Here is a 15,197-nt window from a genome sequence, read left to right on the forward strand (position 1 = left end):
GTTTCTGCGCCGCGACTACTGGCGGCTGGCGCGACGCTGGGGCTGCTGCGGCTGGGCCGCTAGGCCCCGCACCAGCACCAGCCCCTGCTGCAGCTGGAAGTCGGTTTCCGGCTTGGTGAGGTCGAAGGCCGGCTGGTCCTCCGGCGGCAGGCGCTGGATGCGCTCGCTCAGCCCGGCGGGCAGGTTCAGCGGCGGCAGCGCCACCGCCGGCCGGTTCTGCGCGCCCGCCCCGGCGCCCGTGCCGGGGGCGCTGCTGCCCGTCCCGGCGCCGTCGTTGCGCAGCGCCCGGCGCAGGTCGGCCTCGCGGTCGCGCCCGGCGGTGTCCTGGCGCTGCGCCAGCACCTCCACGTCCGGCTCGATGCCAGTGGCCTGGATGGAGCGGCCCGAGGGCGTGTAGTAGCGCGCCGTGGTCAGCCGGATGGCGCCGTTGCCCGGCAGCGGCATCACCGTCTGCACGGAGCCCTTGCCGAAGGACTTCACCCCCAGCACCACGGCGCGGCGATGGTCCTGCAGCGCGCCCGCCACGATCTCGGAGGCCGAGGCGGAGCCGCCGTTGATCAGCACCACCACCGGCAGGTTCTGCGCGATGTCGCCGGCGCGGGCGTTCCAGCGCTGCGCGTCCTCCGCCCGCCGGGCGCGGGTGGACACGATCTCACCCTGCTCCAGGAAGTCGTCGGACACCTGGATCGCCTGGTCCAGCAACCCGCCGGGGTTGTTTCGCAGATCCAGGATCACGCCCTTCAGCCCGCCCGTGGCCTGGGAACGCAGCTGCGTCATGGCCCGCCGCAGGCCGGTTTCGGTCTGCTCGTTGAAGGAGGTCATGCGGATATAGGCGATGTCGTTGCCTTCCAGCCGGGCGCGCACGACCTGGGGCCGGATCACCTCGCGGGTCAGGCTGACCTCGATCGGGGTTGGCGTGCCTTCGCGCCGGATGGTCAGGCGGATGGAGGAGCCGCGCTCGCCGCGCATCTGCTCCACCGCTTCCTGCAGGGTCATGCCCTGCACGGAGGTGCCGTTCAGGTTGGTGATGAGGTCGCCGGGCTTGATGCCCGCCCGCGCCGCGGGGGTGTCGTCGATCGGCGAGATCACCTTGACGTAGCCGGCCTCCTGGCTGACCTCGATGCCCAGGCCGCCGAACTCGCCGCGCGTCTGCACCTGCATGTCGCGGAAGGATCGCGCGTTCATGTAGGAGGAATGCGGGTCCAGCCCCTGCAGCATGCCGTTGATCGCGTTCTCGATCACGTCGCGGTCGTTGACCGGCTCGACATACTCGGCCCGCACCCGCTCGAACACGTCGCCGAACAGGTTCAGCAGCCGGTAGGTTTCCGCCCGTCCCCCGTCCTGGGCCAGGGCCGACATCACGGGCGATGTCAGCAGGGGGCCGCAAACCGCCCCCGCCGCGAAGGCAGCCGCCACGCCTGCCACTGTCCGGACCTTGTGCCGCATGCGCCGCACGCTCCTCGACCCAAAAGGGGATTGCCGCATCCGCGTTACCCCAGTTACCCCGCCAGGGCCAACCAGGGACGCGGATTCACCGCCCGCCCGCCGCGCCGCAGCTCGACGTACAAGGAAGCCCGCCCGGACCCGGGCGTGCCGAGCAGGCCGACCGCTTCCCCCGCCGCGAGGCGCTGCCCCACCGCGGTGTCCAGGCGATCGAGCCCGGCCAGCACGATATGATATCCGCCGCCGCAATCCACGATCAACAGCCGGCCATAGGAACGAAATGTATCAGCGAAGGCGACCCGGCCGGCGCAGGGGCTGACCACCCGGGCGCCGGGGGGCGCGGACCAGGTCTGGCCCTGGGCGCCGCCCTCGCCGAACTCGGTGCTGACGCGCCCGGCCACGGGGGACGCCCGGCCGCGCCCGGCGGCCAGGGGGGCGCCGCCGCCGGGGGCCGCGGCCAGTTGTTCCTCGCGCTCCGGCCGCGTCCGGGGCTGCTCCTCCCGGCCACGGGCCGCCTGTTCCTCGCGCGCGGCGCGTTCCGCCCGGGCGCGCTCTTCCCGGGCCTCGCGGGCGGCTTCCTCGCGCTCCTCGCGGGCGCGGCGGGCGGCCTCGGCGCGGGCTTCGCGTTCCAGCTGCGCCAGTGCCTGCCGCAGATCGGTGGCGCGCGACACCGCGGCGGTGGCCCGGCGGGCGGCCGCGGCTTCCGCCGCCGCGGCCCCGGCACGGGCGGCGCGTGCCTCGGCCAGCCCGGCTTCCACTGCGGCCGCGGCGTTGCGGGCCACGGCCCGGGCGGCGCCCAGGGCTTCGCGCTCCCCCCGGGCACGCTCGGCGGCGGCGGCGGCGGCCTCGGAGGAGGCGCGAAAGGCGGCGGCTTCCTCCGCCAGGTGCCGGCCCAGGCCGCGCAGCACCAGGGCGCCGCGCAGCGCGTCCTCCGGCGGCACGGGCAGGGCCAGCAGGGTTTCCGCCGGCCAGGCCGACAGGCGCCGCATCGCCGGCAGCAGCGGCACCAGCGCCGCGGCGCGGGCGGCCAGCGCGGCCTGGGCCGCCTCGTCCTCGGCCTGGGCGGCGTCCATGCGCGCCTGCGCCTCGTCGAGTGCCACCTCCGCCGCCACGGCGCGGCGCCCGGCCTCGGCCCGCTGCACGGCCAGCCGGGATTCGCGCGCCCCGGCCTCGCGCGTGGCGCGGGACGCGGCCTGGGCGGCGGCGCGGGCCTCGAAGGCGCCGCGCTCGGCCGCCCGCAGGTCGTTGGCGGATGGCGCCTGCGCCTGCACGCCCACTGGCGCCAGCGCCAGCAGCAGCCCCGCGGCCGCGCGCCCCGGTCTCACCCGGTGGGCTGGCCGGGCAGGCGGAGCAGGCTGCGCCCGGTCATCGCCGCCGGCTGCGGCACGCCCAGCAGCGCCAGCAGCGTGGGTGCCAGGTCGGCCAGCCGCCCTTCCGCCAGGGTCGCGCCCGGCGGGCCGCCCAGCAGCACCACGGGCACCGGGTTGGTGGTGTGGGCGGTGTGCGGGCCGCCGGTGACGGGGTCGCGCATCAGCTCGGCATTGCCGTGGTCGGCGGTGACCAGCAGGGCGCCGCCGGTGTCGCGGATGGCGGCGGCGAGGAGGGCCAAGCCGCGATCGGCCGCCTCGCAGGCCTTGATGGCGGCGGCCAGGCTGCCGGTGTGGCCGACCATGTCGGCATTGGCGAAGTTCAGAACGATCAGGTCGTATTGCTGACCCCGGATCGCCGCCTCGGCCTTGGCGGCCAGTTCCGGCTCCGACATCTCGGGCTGCAGGTCGTAGGTGGCGACCTTGGGGGAGGGCACCATCACCCGCTCCTCGCCGGGGAAGGGCACCTCCACGCCGCCGTTCAGGAAGTAGGTGACGTGCGGGTACTTCTCCGTTTCGGCCATGCGCAGCTGGGTCAGGCCGGCGGCCGACACCACGCTTCCCAGGATGTCGTGCAGGCTTTCCGGGGGGAACAGCGTCGCCAGGAAGGCGTCGAGATGGGTGGAATACTGCGTCATGCCCGCCGCCCCCACCAGCGCCGGCACCCGGGGGGCCGCGCCCGGCAAGGCCCCGGTGGCCTGGCGGGAAAAGCCCGCGAAGTCCGGGTCCAGGATGGCCTCCATGATTTCCCGCACCCGGTCGGCGCGGAAGTTGAAGCACAGCAGCCCGTCGCCATCCCGCATCCCGGTATAGCCGCCCACCACGGCGGGGGGGAGGAACTCGTCCGTCACGTCGCGGGCATGCGCCGCGGCCACCGCACCGGCGGCGCTGGCGGCGTGCGCGCCCTCGCCCAGCACCATGGCGCGCCAGGCTTGGCTCACCCGGTCCCAGCGGTTGTCGCGGTCCATGGCGAAGTAGCGCCCGGCGATCGTGGCCACCGCCGCGCCGCGCGGCAGCTGCGCCTCGAAGCTGGACAGGTATCCCGGCGCCGCGCGCGGCGGCGTGTCTCGCCCGTCGGTCCACAGGTGGATGGCCACCGGCACGCCGGTTTCGGCGAAGAACTGCGCGAGCGCCAGGCCGTGGTCCTGGTGGCTGTGCACCCCGCCGGGCGACAGCAGCCCGCACAGGTGCAGCGTGCCGCCCGAGTTGCGCAGCCGGCTGACCAGGTTCCGCACCGCCGGCAGCCGGGCGATGGAGCCGTCCCGCACCGCCGCGGTGATGCGCGGCAGGTCCTGCATCACCACCCGGCCGGCGCCGATGTTGAGGTGTCCGACCTCGGAATTGCCCATCTGCCCGTCCGGCAGGCCGACATCCCCGCCGGAGGTATGGAGGAAGTTGTGCGGCTGCGTGGCCCAGAGCGTATCGAAGCAGGGCGTATCGGCCTGCCGCACGGCGTTGTCGGCCACCTCCTCCCGCCAGCCCCAGCCGTCGAGGATCACCAGCATGACGGGCTTGGGGTGGGGCATGAAGGGGCGCCTCGGTGTCGGGGATGGAAACGGGCGATGGGCTTAGCGCCGCCGTGCCCATCCCGCCAGCATCGCCGTGCTCCGCGGGCGCGGTGTGCCGGCGGCCGAAACCGCGCGGGCCCGGCGGTTCAGTGCGCCGCCAGGCGCCCCGGCCCGGCGCGGAATTCCTGCAGGACGCGGCGCAGGGCTTCCGCCGGCTCGGCCACCTCCGGCCGGCGGGCCAGCCAATGGTCCAGCCGCGCCCGGAACTCCGGCGCCCCGCTTTCCGGCGGGTCCAGCAGCCGCTCCACCGTGTCGACCTGCGGCTCCAGCATCGCCGGTGTCGGCACCGCGCCCTTGGCGCCCATCTCGTCCAGCGCCGCCATGGTCTGGCTCAGCGGCCGCAGCCAGGCGAAGCGCGGGTCCTGCATCACCGCGGCGAGCAGGGCATAGGGGTTGCCGGTCAGCCCGGCCTCCGCCGCTTCGGCGTTCAGCAGCACCCGGTGTAGCACGCCTAGCGCCTGCGACAGGCGGCGGTGCGGACGGTCGGGCGGGGTGGCGGGGGTGGTCGGCATCCCTGGTTTCTTCCCTGCGCGGCGGTTTCCGCGGCGGTTTGGGGCGCCGCCCCGCCCCATGCAAGCCCGGAAGGGACGGGCCGGGCCGCCGGGGCAGGCCGTGCGGCCGGGTTTCCAGGGCCGGCCGGCCAGGGCCAGCTGCCCAGGGCAGGGCGTTTCAGGGTATGGCGTCCAGGGCCGGCGGCCCACGGCCAGCCGCTCAGGGCAGGGCGCGGAGCTGCTGTTCCACGGCGGCGCGCCAGGGCGCATCGGGCGTGCTGTCGGCCAGCAGCGCCCGCCAGGCGGCGCGGCCATTCTCCACCTGCCCGGCGCGAATGGCGGCCAGCCCCGCGAGGTAGCGCAGCCGGGGCTGGGCGGGGTCGGCCTCCAGCGCGCGCGCCAGCAGCGCCGCGGCCGAGGCGTTCTCGCCGCGCTCCAGCTCCAGCTCCGCCGTGTCGGCGGCCAGGGCCGGCTCGAAGCGCTGCGCCAGCGCCCGCTTCCAGGCCTCGGCCGCTTCCGCGAGGCGGCCGCGCTGCCGCTCGGCATTGCCCAGCAGCAGCCAGCCCTGCCGCGCCGTGGGCGTGGCGGGGTCGAGGGATTCCACCCGCGCCCGCAGCTGCGCCAGCAGCGCCTCTTCCCGCGCCGCGGCCGCCATGCGCTCGGCGAAGGGGGCGTCGGGCAGGCCGGGCGAGCCCTTCCACAGGTACAGGCCCAGCGCCCCGGCCGGCACCAGCAGCAGCACCAGCAGCAGCGCCGCGAGGCCGCCGGCCTGCCGCGGCGCTGCGTCGGGACCGGCCGCCAGCACCCGGCGCTGCACTTCCAGCAGCGCCGCGGCATGCGTTTCGGGCTCCAGGCGGCCTTCCGCCAGCTGCCCGTCCAGCTCGGCCCGCTGGGCGCGGTACAGCGCCAGGTCGGCTTCGCGCCGGCCGCGCAGCCGCACCGGGCGCGCCAGCGTCACCGCCAGCGGCAGCAGGCAGAACAGCACCAGCGCCAGGAGGAACAGCCAGTTCATCGCGCCGCGCCGCCCGGGGTCCCGTCGCCGGGGCCGTCCAGCGCGGCCAGGGTCGCCCGCTCGGCCTCCGTCAGGGCCGGCAGCTCCGCCGGGCGGCGCCGGCGCAGCAGCAGCACCGTGCCCCCGGCCAGCAGCAGCACCAGCACGGGGGTGGCCCAGAGCAGGGCGGTGGCGGCGTTGAAGGGCGGCCGCAGCAGCACGAAATCGCCGTAGCGGGCATGCACGAAGTCGCGCACCTCCGTGTCGGAGCGGCCGGCGGCGATCTGCTCGCGCACGATGCCGCGCAGCTGCTTCGCGAGGTCGGCGTCGCTGTCCTCGATGGACTGGTTCTGGCAGACCATGCAGCGCAGGTCGCGGCCGATCCCCCGGGCGCGTTCTTCCTGGGCGGGGTCGGGCAGCAGCTCGTCCGGGCTGCTCACCGCCAGCGCCGGGCCGGCTGCCAGCAGGGCGAGCAGGGCGCCGAAGGCGAGGTTGCGAAGGCCGGGGGAGTGAACTCCCCCGGACCCCCTCCTTTTTTCGGGAGTCTGAGGAGCGCCCGCGACCACCGGTGCACCCGAAAACTCACGAAAATAGAAGGGGGTCCGGGGGGATACTTCCCCCCGGCTGCCTTTCTCCAGCAGGTCCCGCCACCTCACCGCAACCACGCCCCGCTCAAGCGGCGTAGCGGCGCAGCAGCGGCTGCAGGTCGCGCGTCACCACCTCGGGCGTCACCGGCCCGGCCCAGCGCCAGCGGATCACGCCGCGCCCGTCGAGGAGGTAGGTTTCCGGCACGCCGTAGACGCCCCACTCGATCCCCACCCGTCCGGTGGCGTCCGCCCCCAGCCGGGCATAGGGGTTGCCGCGCCGCGCCAGGAAGCCCGCCGCGTCGGCCGGCTTGTCCTTGTAGTTGATGCCCAGCACCGGCACGCCGTCGCGGGCGAGCGCCATCAGCTGCGGATGCTCGATGGTGCAGGGTACGCACCAGGAGGCCCAGAAATTCACCAGCACCGGCCGCCCTGGGGCGCGCAGCTGCTCGATCGGCAGGGGCGGGATGTCCAGCCCGGCCACCTCCGTCAGCGGCAGGGTCGGCACCGGCTGCCCCAGCAGCGCCGAGGGCACGCCGGTCGGGTCGTAGGACCCGTCCCGCAGCCCCCGCAGCATGCCGTAGAAGCCGGCCCCGGCGGCGGCCGTCAGCCCCAGCGGCAGCAGCAGCAAGGCACGGCGGCGGCTCATGCCGGCACCGTGCCCGGCGCCCGCTTGCTCGCCGGCGCCGCCACCCGCGCCCGTCGGTCGGACAAGGACAGCGCCCCGCCCAGCGCCATCACGATCGCCCCCAGCCAGATCCAGGGTGCCAGGGGGTTGTGGTGGATGCGGAACACGGCGCGGTTCATCCCCTCCTCGCCCAGCACGACGTAGAGGTCGGCCAGCCCGGTGGTGTGGATCGCGGCCTCGGAGGTCGTGGTGCGGGCGAGGGGGAAGAAGCGCCGCTCCGGATGCATCGCCGTCACCGGCTGCCCGCCCCGAGTCACCTCCACCGTGGCGCGCCGGGCGGTCCAGTTCGGGCCGACCACGTCGCGCACCTCCGTCAGCTTCCACTCGTAGCCCGCCAGCGTGGTGGAGCCGCCCGGCTGCAGCGCCACCAGCCGGTCGGTGGCCAGCCCCATCCCCGCCAGCCCCAGCAGCGTCACCCCCAGCCCGGCATGCGCCACGGCGCCGCCCCAGGCGGAGCGCGGCAGCGCCCAGGCCCGGCCCAGCGCCGCGCGCGGCCGGCTCCAGAGCGCGATCCGCCCGGCGATGTCCGTGATCGCGCCACCGATCAGCCAAGTCGCGGCGGCGAAGCCCAGCGCCGGCCCGATCCGCGCCCCGGCGATGGTCAGGCACAGCAGGAAGCCGCCCAGCGCCAGCAAGGCCGCCCACCACAGGCGCTGGATCACCGGCCACAGCCGGGCGCGCTTCCAGGACAGCAGCGGCCCGGCTGCGGTGGCAGCCACCAGCGGCACGAAGAGCGGCAGGATGGCGGAATTGAAGAAGGGCGGCCCCACCGAGATCTTCGCTTTCAGCACGAGGTCGGCGAACATCGGGTACAGCGTGCCCACCAGCACCACCGCGGCGATGGAGCAGAGCAGCAGGTTGTTCAGCACCAGCGCGCCCTCGCGCGACAGCGGCGCGAAGCGCCCCGCCGGCGCCATGGCCGGCGCCCGCCAGGCAAACAGCGCCAGCGCGCCGCCGAGATAGAAGACCAGCAGCCCCAGGATGAAGATCCCGCGCTCCGGGTCATTGGCGAAGGCGTGCACGGAATTCAGCACGCCCGAGCGCACCAGGAAGGTGCCCAGCAAGGACATGCCGAAGGCCAGGATGGCCAGCAGCACGGCCCAGATCTTCAGCGCCTCGCGCTTTTCCACCACCACGGCGGAATGCAGCAGCGCCGTGCCGGCCAGCCACGGCATCAGCGAGGCATTCTCCACCGGGTCCCAGAACCAGTAGCCGCCCCAGCCCAGCTCGTAGTAGGCCCACCAGGAACCCAGGGCGATGCCGACGCTCAGGAAGCTCCAGGCCGCCAGCGCCCAGGGGCGCACCCAGCGGCCCCAGGCGGCGTCCACCCGGCCCTCGATCAGCGCAGCCACGGCGAAGGCGAAGGTCACGGCGAAGCCGACATAGCCGGCGTAGAGCAGCGGCGGGTGGAAGGCGAGGCCGGGGTCCTGCAGCACCGGGTTCAGCCCCTGGCCGTCCATCGGCGGCGGCCAGATCCGGCCGAAGGGGTTGGAGGTGGCCAGGATGAACAGCAGGAAGCCCAGGCTGATCGCCCCCAGCACCCCCAGCACCCGCGCCCGCAGCGTCGCCGGCAGGTCACCGCCGAAACTCGCCACCGCGCCGGAACACAGGCCGAGGATCAGCACCCAGAGCACCATGGAACCCTCGTGGTTCCCCCAGGCGCCGGCCAGCTTGTAGAGCATCGGCTTGGCGGAATGGCTGTTGGCCACCACCGCCATCACCGAGGTGTCGTTGGCCGCGAAGCACCACAGCAGCGCCGCGAAGGCCGCCGCCACCGCCAGCAGCCCCGACAGGGCCAGGGCCGGGGCGGCGGCGATCAGCCGGGCTTCGCTGCGATGCGCGCCCAGCAGCGGCAGCACGGTTTGCGCGAGGGCGAGGACGCAGGCCAGCGCCAGGGCGAAATGGCCGAGTTCGGCGATCATGGGAAGGAAACCTCAGCCGCCCGACGGCGGCGTGGCGGAGGCCTGGGGGGACAGGGTGTTCCAGGATGCCGGGGGAGGTGGTGCCCCGGTCTCGGGCTGCCAATGGCCGGACCGCTTCAGCGCGTCGGCGACCTCGGGCGGCATGTAGCTCTCGTCGTGCTTGGCCAGCACCTCGGAGGCGCGAAACACGCCGTCGGGGCCCAGCTTGCCCAGCGTCACCACGCCCTGGCCCTCGCGGAACAGGTCCGGCAGCACGCCCACGAAGGTCACCGGCACGGCGTGCGGCCCGTCGGTGACGCGGAAGCGCGCTTCCGGCCGGCCATCGGGGGCGTTGTCGCGCACCACGCTGCCGTTCTCCACCAGGCCGCCCAGGCGGAAGGCGCGCTCGGGACCGGGGGACTGCGCCACCACGTCGCTGGGCGAGCGGAAGAACACGAGGTTGTCGCTGAAGGCCGTCAGCGTCAGCGCCGCGGCCGAGCCCAGACCCAGGGCGCAGAGGCCCAGCACCCACATCCGGCGCCGCTTGCGGGACAGGCTCATGCGCCGCGCTCCGCCGGGCCGGTCCAGCCGGGCGACGCGTCCCGCACCGGGGCCCCGGCCGCGGCGCTGCGCCCCGCCGGCGCGTTCAGCGCTTCCAGCCGGGCCAGCCGCTTCCCGGCGCTGCGCTGCCGCCAGATCGCCTCGAGCGACAGCGCGCCCAGCAGCAGCGCGCCCGCGGCCCAGGCGAGGGATACGTGCACCCAGTGCAGGGTCATCGGGCTTCTCCGTCCAGGCGCCGGGCGCGGGACAGGGACAGCGTGCGCAGCCGCCGTTCCAGGATGGCGGCGCGGGTGCGGGTCAGCACGATCGCCGCGAAGAGCAGGGTGAAGCCCAGCGCGTTCACCAGCAGGGGATAGAGCAGGTCCACGTGCAGCCCCGGCGCCCCCAGCCGCGCCACCGAGGCCGGTTGGTGCAGCGTGTTCCACCAGTCCACCGAGAACTTCACCACCGGCAGGTTCACCGCCCCGGCCAGCGCCAGGATGGCCCCCATGCGGGCGCCGCGCTCCTCGTCCTCGAAGGCGCGCACCAGGAAGACGTGGCCGACCCAGAAGAAGAACAGCACCAGCACGGAGGTCAGCCGGGCGTCCCACACCCACCAAGTGCCCCACATCGGCCGCCCCCAGAGCGAGCCGGTCAGCAGGCACAGCCCGGTCACCGCCGCGCCCACCGGCGACAATTCCCGCGCCACCAGGTCCGCCAGCGGATGCCGCCACACCAGCGCGAAGACCGAGGCCACGGCGAGCGAGGCGTAGCCGCTCATCGCCAGCCAGGCCATCGGCACGTGGATGTACATGATCCGCACCGTTTCGCCCTGCTGCCAGTCCGGCGGCGACCAGACCAGCGCCCAGACGGTGCCCAGCGCCACGGTCAGGACCGCGGCAATCCACAGGGCCGGCGCCAGCCGGTCGGTCAGCCGCAGGAAGCGGCCGGGATTGGCGAAGCGGTGCCAGCTCGGGCGGCCCGAAGGGGCCTGCGCCGGGCGGCCCTGCGCGGTGCGATCCGACTGGCCCAGCGCCACGCCCGCCGCCACCCCATCCCGCGTCCGCAGCGCGGCCGCGCCGGCCGCCCCCGCCGGCAGCCGGGCCGCGGAACCGTCGGGGGACTCGTCGGGAAGCAGGGAACCGGCCGGGCTGGGAAAGGCGCTCACGCCCCATCTCTTAGGCCCGACCCGCCGCGGATTGAAGCGCCCGCGTATCCGGGGTTCAGTGCGCATCGATTCGTGAAAGGCGGAAACATGCTGTTCGTCATCCAGTGCGAGGACAAGCCGGACTCCCACGACCTCCGGCGCGACGTCCGCCCCACCCACCTGGAATGGCTGGAAGAACGCCTGGAGGACCTCGTGCTGGTCGGCCCGGCCATGGACGACGAGGGCCGCTCGATCGGCAGCCTTCTGGTGGTGAACAAGCCTGACCTGGAAGCCGCCCGCGCCTTTGCCGCCGCCGATCCCTACAACAAGGCCGGGCTCTTCGCCCGCACCTCCGTGCGGCCCTTCCGCACCGTGTACCAGGACGGCAAGAAGGTCGGCTGAGCGCTGCCGCCTTGAACCACTGGCTGGTGAAGAGCGAGCCGGACGCCTTTTCCTGGACGCAGCAGGTGGCGGCCGGGGTGGAGCCCTGGACGGGGGTGCGCAACGCCATGGCGGCGGGCTTCCTGCGCGCCATGGCGCTGGGCGACCGCGCCTTCTTCTACCATTCCAACATCGGCCGGGAGATCGTCGGCGTGGTGGAGGTGGCCCGCACCGCCTACCCCGACCCCACCGACGAGACCGGCCGCTGGGCCTGCGTAGACATGCGCGCCCTGGGCCCGGTGCCGCGCCCCGTGACCCTGGCCGCCATCAAGGCCGACCCCCGCTTCGCGCAGCTGGCGCTGGTGCGGATGTCCCGCCTGTCCGTGATGCCGGTTTCCGCCGAGCACTGGGCGATCCTGGCCGCCATGGCCGGCTGGGAAGATCCGGGCTGAGCAACCCGCCACCCACCCGGGCGCTGTGCCGGCTGGAAGAGATCCCAGACGGCGGCGCCCGCGGCTTCCCCCCGGCGCCCGGCGGCTTCACCGGCCTTTTCGCCCTCCGGCGCGGGGCGGAGGTGCTGGTCTATGTCAACAGCTGCCCGCATCTCGGCCTGCCGCTGGAACCCCTGCCGGACCGCTTCCTGGACCGTTCCGGCACCGCGGTGGTGTGCTCCACCCACGGGGCCCGCTTCCGCGTCGCGGACGGGTTCTGCGTGTCCGGCCCCTGTACCGGGGATTCACTGGAACGCGTGCCGGCGGAGCTGCGCGACGGGGTGATCCTGGTGCCCGAAACGGCCGGGCTGTAACGGCGCGGCACACCCGCCACGAAGCCGCCACGCCGGCCGCGCCACCGCCGCGATCGCCCGCGAGATACCTTCGCGCCGCCGAACCGGCGCCGTGCGGGCAGGGGCAAGCTGCTCCCCGTGGTCATCAGCCACAGGAGCCCAAGATGCACACCAGCTTTCGGTCCGTCCTGCTGCTTTCCGCCACCCTGCTCGGCACCGCCGGCGCAGCCCTTGCCCAGGGCGGCGTCGCCGCGGGTGCCACCGCCGGCGGCACCGGAACCGGCGCGACGCTCACCCCGCCCGCCGCCGCCGTCCCCGCGCTGCCGCACGCCGCCACGACGGCGCGGCCTGCCGCGGAGGCCACCACCGCCACCCCGGCCCAGCGTCCCGGCCTCGCCCGCTCCGGCGCGACGGAAACCGCTCCGGCGCCGCGGGCCGAGAACGCCCGGCCCGCCCAGCCCGGCCTCCCGGCAGCCGGTGCGGTGCAGCCCGGCGCCTCGGCCGGCGGCACCGCGCAACTCGGCACCGTCCAGCCCGGCAGCACGGCGTCTGCGCCGCGTAGCAGCGGGGCGACCGCCGGCGGCCGCGCCACGGCCGGCACCGCCCCGGCGGTGACACCCGACCGCGCCACGCTCCCGCAGCAGGGCGCGGCCGTGGTGCCGGCGGTTCCCGCCAAGCCCGCGACCCGCGTGAACTGACCCGGCTTCCCCGGTGGCGCCGTTTCGCCATCGGGGAACACGCTTCGCGGAACTGCCGCGGAACTGCCGCATTCCCACCCGTTCTTTGCCCGGCTTCCGGCGTTACGTCGCCAGCAAGCTGATTCGGAGGAGAGCCTTGCGAAAGTTACTCGTGATCATGGCCTTCGCGGCGCTGCTGGGAGCAGCCCCCGCACTGGCCCCCAGCGCCGAGGCCGCCGCGCCGGGGCTGGGCAGCGTGCCCGCCGCCGCGCCGGCGCCCGTGGCCGACGGGCTGCTGCAGCAGGTCCAGTATTACGGCCCGCCGCGCGGCTATTACCGCGGCCCGCCGCCGCGCCGCTGGCGTGGTCCGCCGCCGCGCTACTACCGGGGCCCGCCGCCGCGGTATTATCGCGGCCCGCCGCCGCGCTACTATCGCGGTCCGCCGCCGCGCCGCTACTACCGCTAGGCGCGAAGCGGCCGCAGGGCGGGTCCCCAACGGGGGCCCGCCGCTACGCTTGACGGCAGCAGTTCCGCGCGTTCCCCTTCGGCCCCAACGAGGCCGCCCCTGGGGAGAGAACGCGATGCCGGATGACAGCCTGATCGCGGTGAAGCCGGAGATCGCGGCCACCACCCGCGTGGACGCGGCACGACGCAACGCCATGGCCGAGGAGGCCGCCCGCGACCCGGAAAGCTTCTGGCGCGGCGAGATGCACCGCGTGGCCTGGATGCGCGAGCCGACGCGCATCAAGAACACCTCCTTCACCGGCGACGTGTCGATCCGCTGGTTCGAGGATGGCGAGCTCAACGCCTCCGTGTCCTGCCTCGACCGTCACCTCGACACGCGCGGCGACCAGGTCGCGCTGATCTGGGAAGGCGACGACCCCAACATCGATAGCACCGTCACCTATCGCCAGCTGCACGAGCGCGTGTGCCGCCTGGCCAACGCCATGCGCAGCCTCGGCGTCGGCAAGGGCGACCGCGTCACGATCTACCTGCCGATGATCGTGGAAGCGGCGGTGGCCATGCTGGCCTGCGCCCGCATCGGCGCCGTGCATTCCGTGGTGTTCGGCGGCTTCTCGGCCGAGAGCTTGGCCAGCCGCATCCAGGACTGCGAGAGCACGCTGCTGATCACCGCCGACGAGGGACGCCGCGGCGGCCGCAAGGTGCCGCTGAAAACCAACGCCGACGAGGCGCTGCGCTCCTGCCCGACACTGCGAAACGTGATCGTGGCGCGCAACACCGGCGGCACCGTGCCGATGCAGGACGGCCGCGACCTCTGGTGGGACGCGCTCTGCGACGCCGCCAGCCCGGATTGTCCGCCGGAGCCGATGAACGCGGAGGACCCGCTCTTCATCCTCTACACCTCCGGCTCCACCGGGAAGCCCAAGGGCGTGCTGCACACCACCGGCGGCTACATGGTCTGGGCCAGCTTCACCCACGAGCTGGTCTTCGACTACCGCCCCGGCGAGGTCTACTGGTGTACCGCCGATGTCGGCTGGGTCACCGGCCACACCTATATCGTCTACGGACCGCTGGCGAACGGCGCGACCTCTCTGATGTTCGAGGGCGTGCCCTCCTGGCCCGACAACGGCCGCTTCTGGCAGGTCATCGACAAGCACCAGGTTAACATCTTCTACACAGCCCCCACCGCCATCCGCGCGCTGATGCGCGACGGCGAGGCACCGGTGCGCAAGCATTCCCGCAAGTCGCTGCGCGTGCTGGGCAGCGTCGGCGAACCGATCAATCCCGAAGCCTGGCTCTGGTACTACCGCGTCGTCGGCGAGGAGCGCTGCCCGGTGGTGGACACCTGGTGGCAGACGGAAACCGGCGGCATCATGATCTCGCCCCTACCGGGCGCGGTGGACCAGAAGCCCGGCTCCGCCACCCTGCCGCTGCCCGGCGTGCAGCCGGCCCTGGTGGACAACGAGGGCAAGCGGCTGGACGGCGCCACCGAGGGCAACCTGGTGATCACCGACAGCTGGCCCGGCCAGATGCGCACGGTGTTCCGCGACCACCAGCGTTTCATCCAGACCTACTTCTCCTCCTTCCCCGGCACCTATTTCAGCGGCGACGGCGCGCGCCGTGACGAGGACGGCTACTGGTGGATCACCGGCCGGGTGGACGACGTGATCAACGTCTCCGGCCACCGCATGGGCACCGCCGAGATCGAGAGCGCCCTGGTCTCCCACCCCAAAGTGGCGGAAGCCGCGGTGGTCGGCATGCCGCACGACATCAAGGGCCAGGGCATCTACGCCTATGTCACCCTGATCGCCGGCGAGGAGCCCAACGAGCCGCTGCGCAAGGAGCTGGTGACCTGGGTGCGCAAGGAGATCGGCCCCTTCGCCGCGCCGGACGCGATCCAGTGGGCGCCGGGCCTGCCCAAGACGCGATCCGGCAAGATCATGCGCCGCATCCTGCGCAAGATCGCCGCCAACGAGGTGGACGGTTTGGGCGACACCTCCACCCTGGCCGACCCCACCGTGGTGGAGGAGCTGATCGAGAACCGGGTGGGCTGAGGCGGGGCGCCGATACCGTCGAGCCTTGGTTCCGGGTAGCTGGGGCCAGCAAGCCGGGGGGAAGTATCCCCCCGGACCCCCTTCTATTTTCGGGAGTTGGGGGTGCCTCAAAGGGCGCC

17 protein-coding genes are annotated in these 15,197 nt (G+C 74.2%); 6 read left to right on the forward strand and 11 right to left on the reverse strand.

The window, feature by feature from the left end; all coding sequences use genetic code 11:
- Window positions 1–15 precede the first annotated feature (15 nt).
- The 11 genes from ACLIBK_RS09295 to ACLIBK_RS09345 form a co-directional block, all read right to left on the reverse strand.
- On the reverse strand, window positions 16–1,446 hold the full coding sequence (locus ACLIBK_RS09295) for a S41 family peptidase (protein ID WP_415386970.1): 1,431 nt from the start codon (window positions 1,444–1,446) through the stop codon (window positions 16–18).
- Window positions 1,447–1,499: 53 nt separating this feature from the next.
- Window positions 1,500–2,768 (reverse strand): murein hydrolase activator EnvC family protein, encoded by a 1,269-nt coding sequence (locus ACLIBK_RS09300; protein WP_415386971.1) that lies wholly within the window; start codon window positions 2,766–2,768, stop codon window positions 1,500–1,502.
- Window positions 2,765–4,336, reverse strand: coding sequence for a 2,3-bisphosphoglycerate-independent phosphoglycerate mutase (gene gpmI, locus ACLIBK_RS09305; RefSeq protein WP_415386972.1), 1,572 nt, complete (start codon window positions 4,334–4,336; stop codon window positions 2,765–2,767). Before gpmI ends, ACLIBK_RS09300 begins: the two co-directional genes overlap by 4 nt.
- A gap of 128 nt (window positions 4,337–4,464) precedes the next feature.
- Entirely contained in the window at window positions 4,465–4,890 is a 426-nt protein-coding gene (locus tag ACLIBK_RS09310; RefSeq protein WP_415386973.1) for a hypothetical protein, read from the reverse strand.
- A 199-nt stretch (window positions 4,891–5,089) separates the two neighbouring features.
- Complete coding sequence (gene ccmI, locus ACLIBK_RS09315) at window positions 5,090–5,881, reverse strand: c-type cytochrome biogenesis protein CcmI (RefSeq protein ID WP_415386974.1); 792 nt, start codon at window positions 5,879–5,881, stop codon at window positions 5,090–5,092.
- Window positions 5,878–6,426 (reverse strand): cytochrome c-type biogenesis protein, encoded by a 549-nt coding sequence (locus tag ACLIBK_RS09320; protein WP_415386975.1) that lies wholly within the window; start codon window positions 6,424–6,426, stop codon window positions 5,878–5,880. Before ACLIBK_RS09320 ends, ccmI begins: the two co-directional genes overlap by 4 nt.
- A gap of 106 nt (window positions 6,427–6,532) precedes the next feature.
- Window positions 6,533–7,093, reverse strand: a complete 561-nt coding sequence (locus ACLIBK_RS09325; RefSeq protein WP_415386976.1) for a DsbE family thiol:disulfide interchange protein — start codon at window positions 7,091–7,093, stop codon at window positions 6,533–6,535.
- A complete protein-coding gene (locus ACLIBK_RS09330) occupies window positions 7,090–9,054 on the reverse strand; it encodes a heme lyase CcmF/NrfE family subunit (protein WP_415386977.1) in 1,965 nt (654 codons plus the stop codon). The genes ACLIBK_RS09325 and ACLIBK_RS09330 overlap by 4 nt, the downstream gene beginning before the upstream one ends.
- Window positions 9,055–9,066: 12 nt before the next feature.
- Complete coding sequence (ccmE, locus tag ACLIBK_RS09335; protein ID WP_415387076.1) at window positions 9,067–9,588, reverse strand: cytochrome c maturation protein CcmE; 522 nt, start codon at window positions 9,586–9,588, stop codon at window positions 9,067–9,069.
- A 2-nt stretch (window positions 9,589–9,590) separates the two neighbouring features.
- Entirely contained in the window at window positions 9,591–9,809 is a 219-nt protein-coding gene (locus ACLIBK_RS09340; RefSeq protein WP_415386978.1) for a hypothetical protein, read from the reverse strand.
- Window positions 9,806–10,606 carry a heme ABC transporter permease gene (locus ACLIBK_RS09345; RefSeq protein WP_415387077.1) on the reverse strand — a complete coding sequence of 267 codons (801 nt, stop codon included), beginning with the start codon at window positions 10,604–10,606 and terminating at the stop codon, window positions 9,806–9,808. Before ACLIBK_RS09345 ends, ACLIBK_RS09340 begins: the two co-directional genes overlap by 4 nt.
- A gap of 222 nt (window positions 10,607–10,828) precedes the next feature.
- On the opposite strand from ACLIBK_RS09345, the gene ACLIBK_RS09350 reads away from it, so the two are divergent.
- From ACLIBK_RS09350 to acs, 6 genes are all read left to right on the forward strand, one after another.
- On the forward strand, window positions 10,829–11,122 hold the full coding sequence (locus tag ACLIBK_RS09350) for a YciI family protein (RefSeq protein WP_415386979.1): 294 nt from the start codon (window positions 10,829–10,831) through the stop codon (window positions 11,120–11,122).
- 11 nt (window positions 11,123–11,133) lie between these two features.
- Window positions 11,134–11,553, forward strand: coding sequence for an EVE domain-containing protein (locus ACLIBK_RS09355; protein WP_415386980.1), 420 nt, complete (start codon window positions 11,134–11,136; stop codon window positions 11,551–11,553).
- Window positions 11,554–11,675: 122 nt separating this feature from the next.
- Window positions 11,676–11,906, forward strand: a complete 231-nt coding sequence (locus ACLIBK_RS09360; RefSeq protein ID WP_415386981.1) for a Rieske (2Fe-2S) protein — start codon at window positions 11,676–11,678, stop codon at window positions 11,904–11,906.
- A 143-nt stretch (window positions 11,907–12,049) separates the two neighbouring features.
- The gene (locus ACLIBK_RS09365; RefSeq protein ID WP_415386982.1) at window positions 12,050–12,583 is read left to right on the forward strand and encodes a hypothetical protein; all 534 of its coding nucleotides are present in this window, start codon (window positions 12,050–12,052) and stop codon (window positions 12,581–12,583) included.
- 136 nt (window positions 12,584–12,719) lie between these two features.
- Window positions 12,720–13,028, forward strand: coding sequence for a hypothetical protein (locus tag ACLIBK_RS09370; protein WP_415386983.1), 309 nt, complete (start codon window positions 12,720–12,722; stop codon window positions 13,026–13,028).
- Between the two features lie 115 nt (window positions 13,029–13,143).
- Window positions 13,144–15,078, forward strand: a complete 1,935-nt coding sequence (acs, locus tag ACLIBK_RS09375) for an acetate--CoA ligase (RefSeq protein ID WP_415386984.1) — start codon at window positions 13,144–13,146, stop codon at window positions 15,076–15,078.
- Window positions 15,079–15,197: the final 119 nt, after the last annotated feature.

This window comes from Roseomonas sp. BN140053, from assembly GCF_047690175.1.
Classification (GTDB): domain Bacteria; phylum Pseudomonadota; class Alphaproteobacteria; order Acetobacterales; family Acetobacteraceae; genus Roseomonas.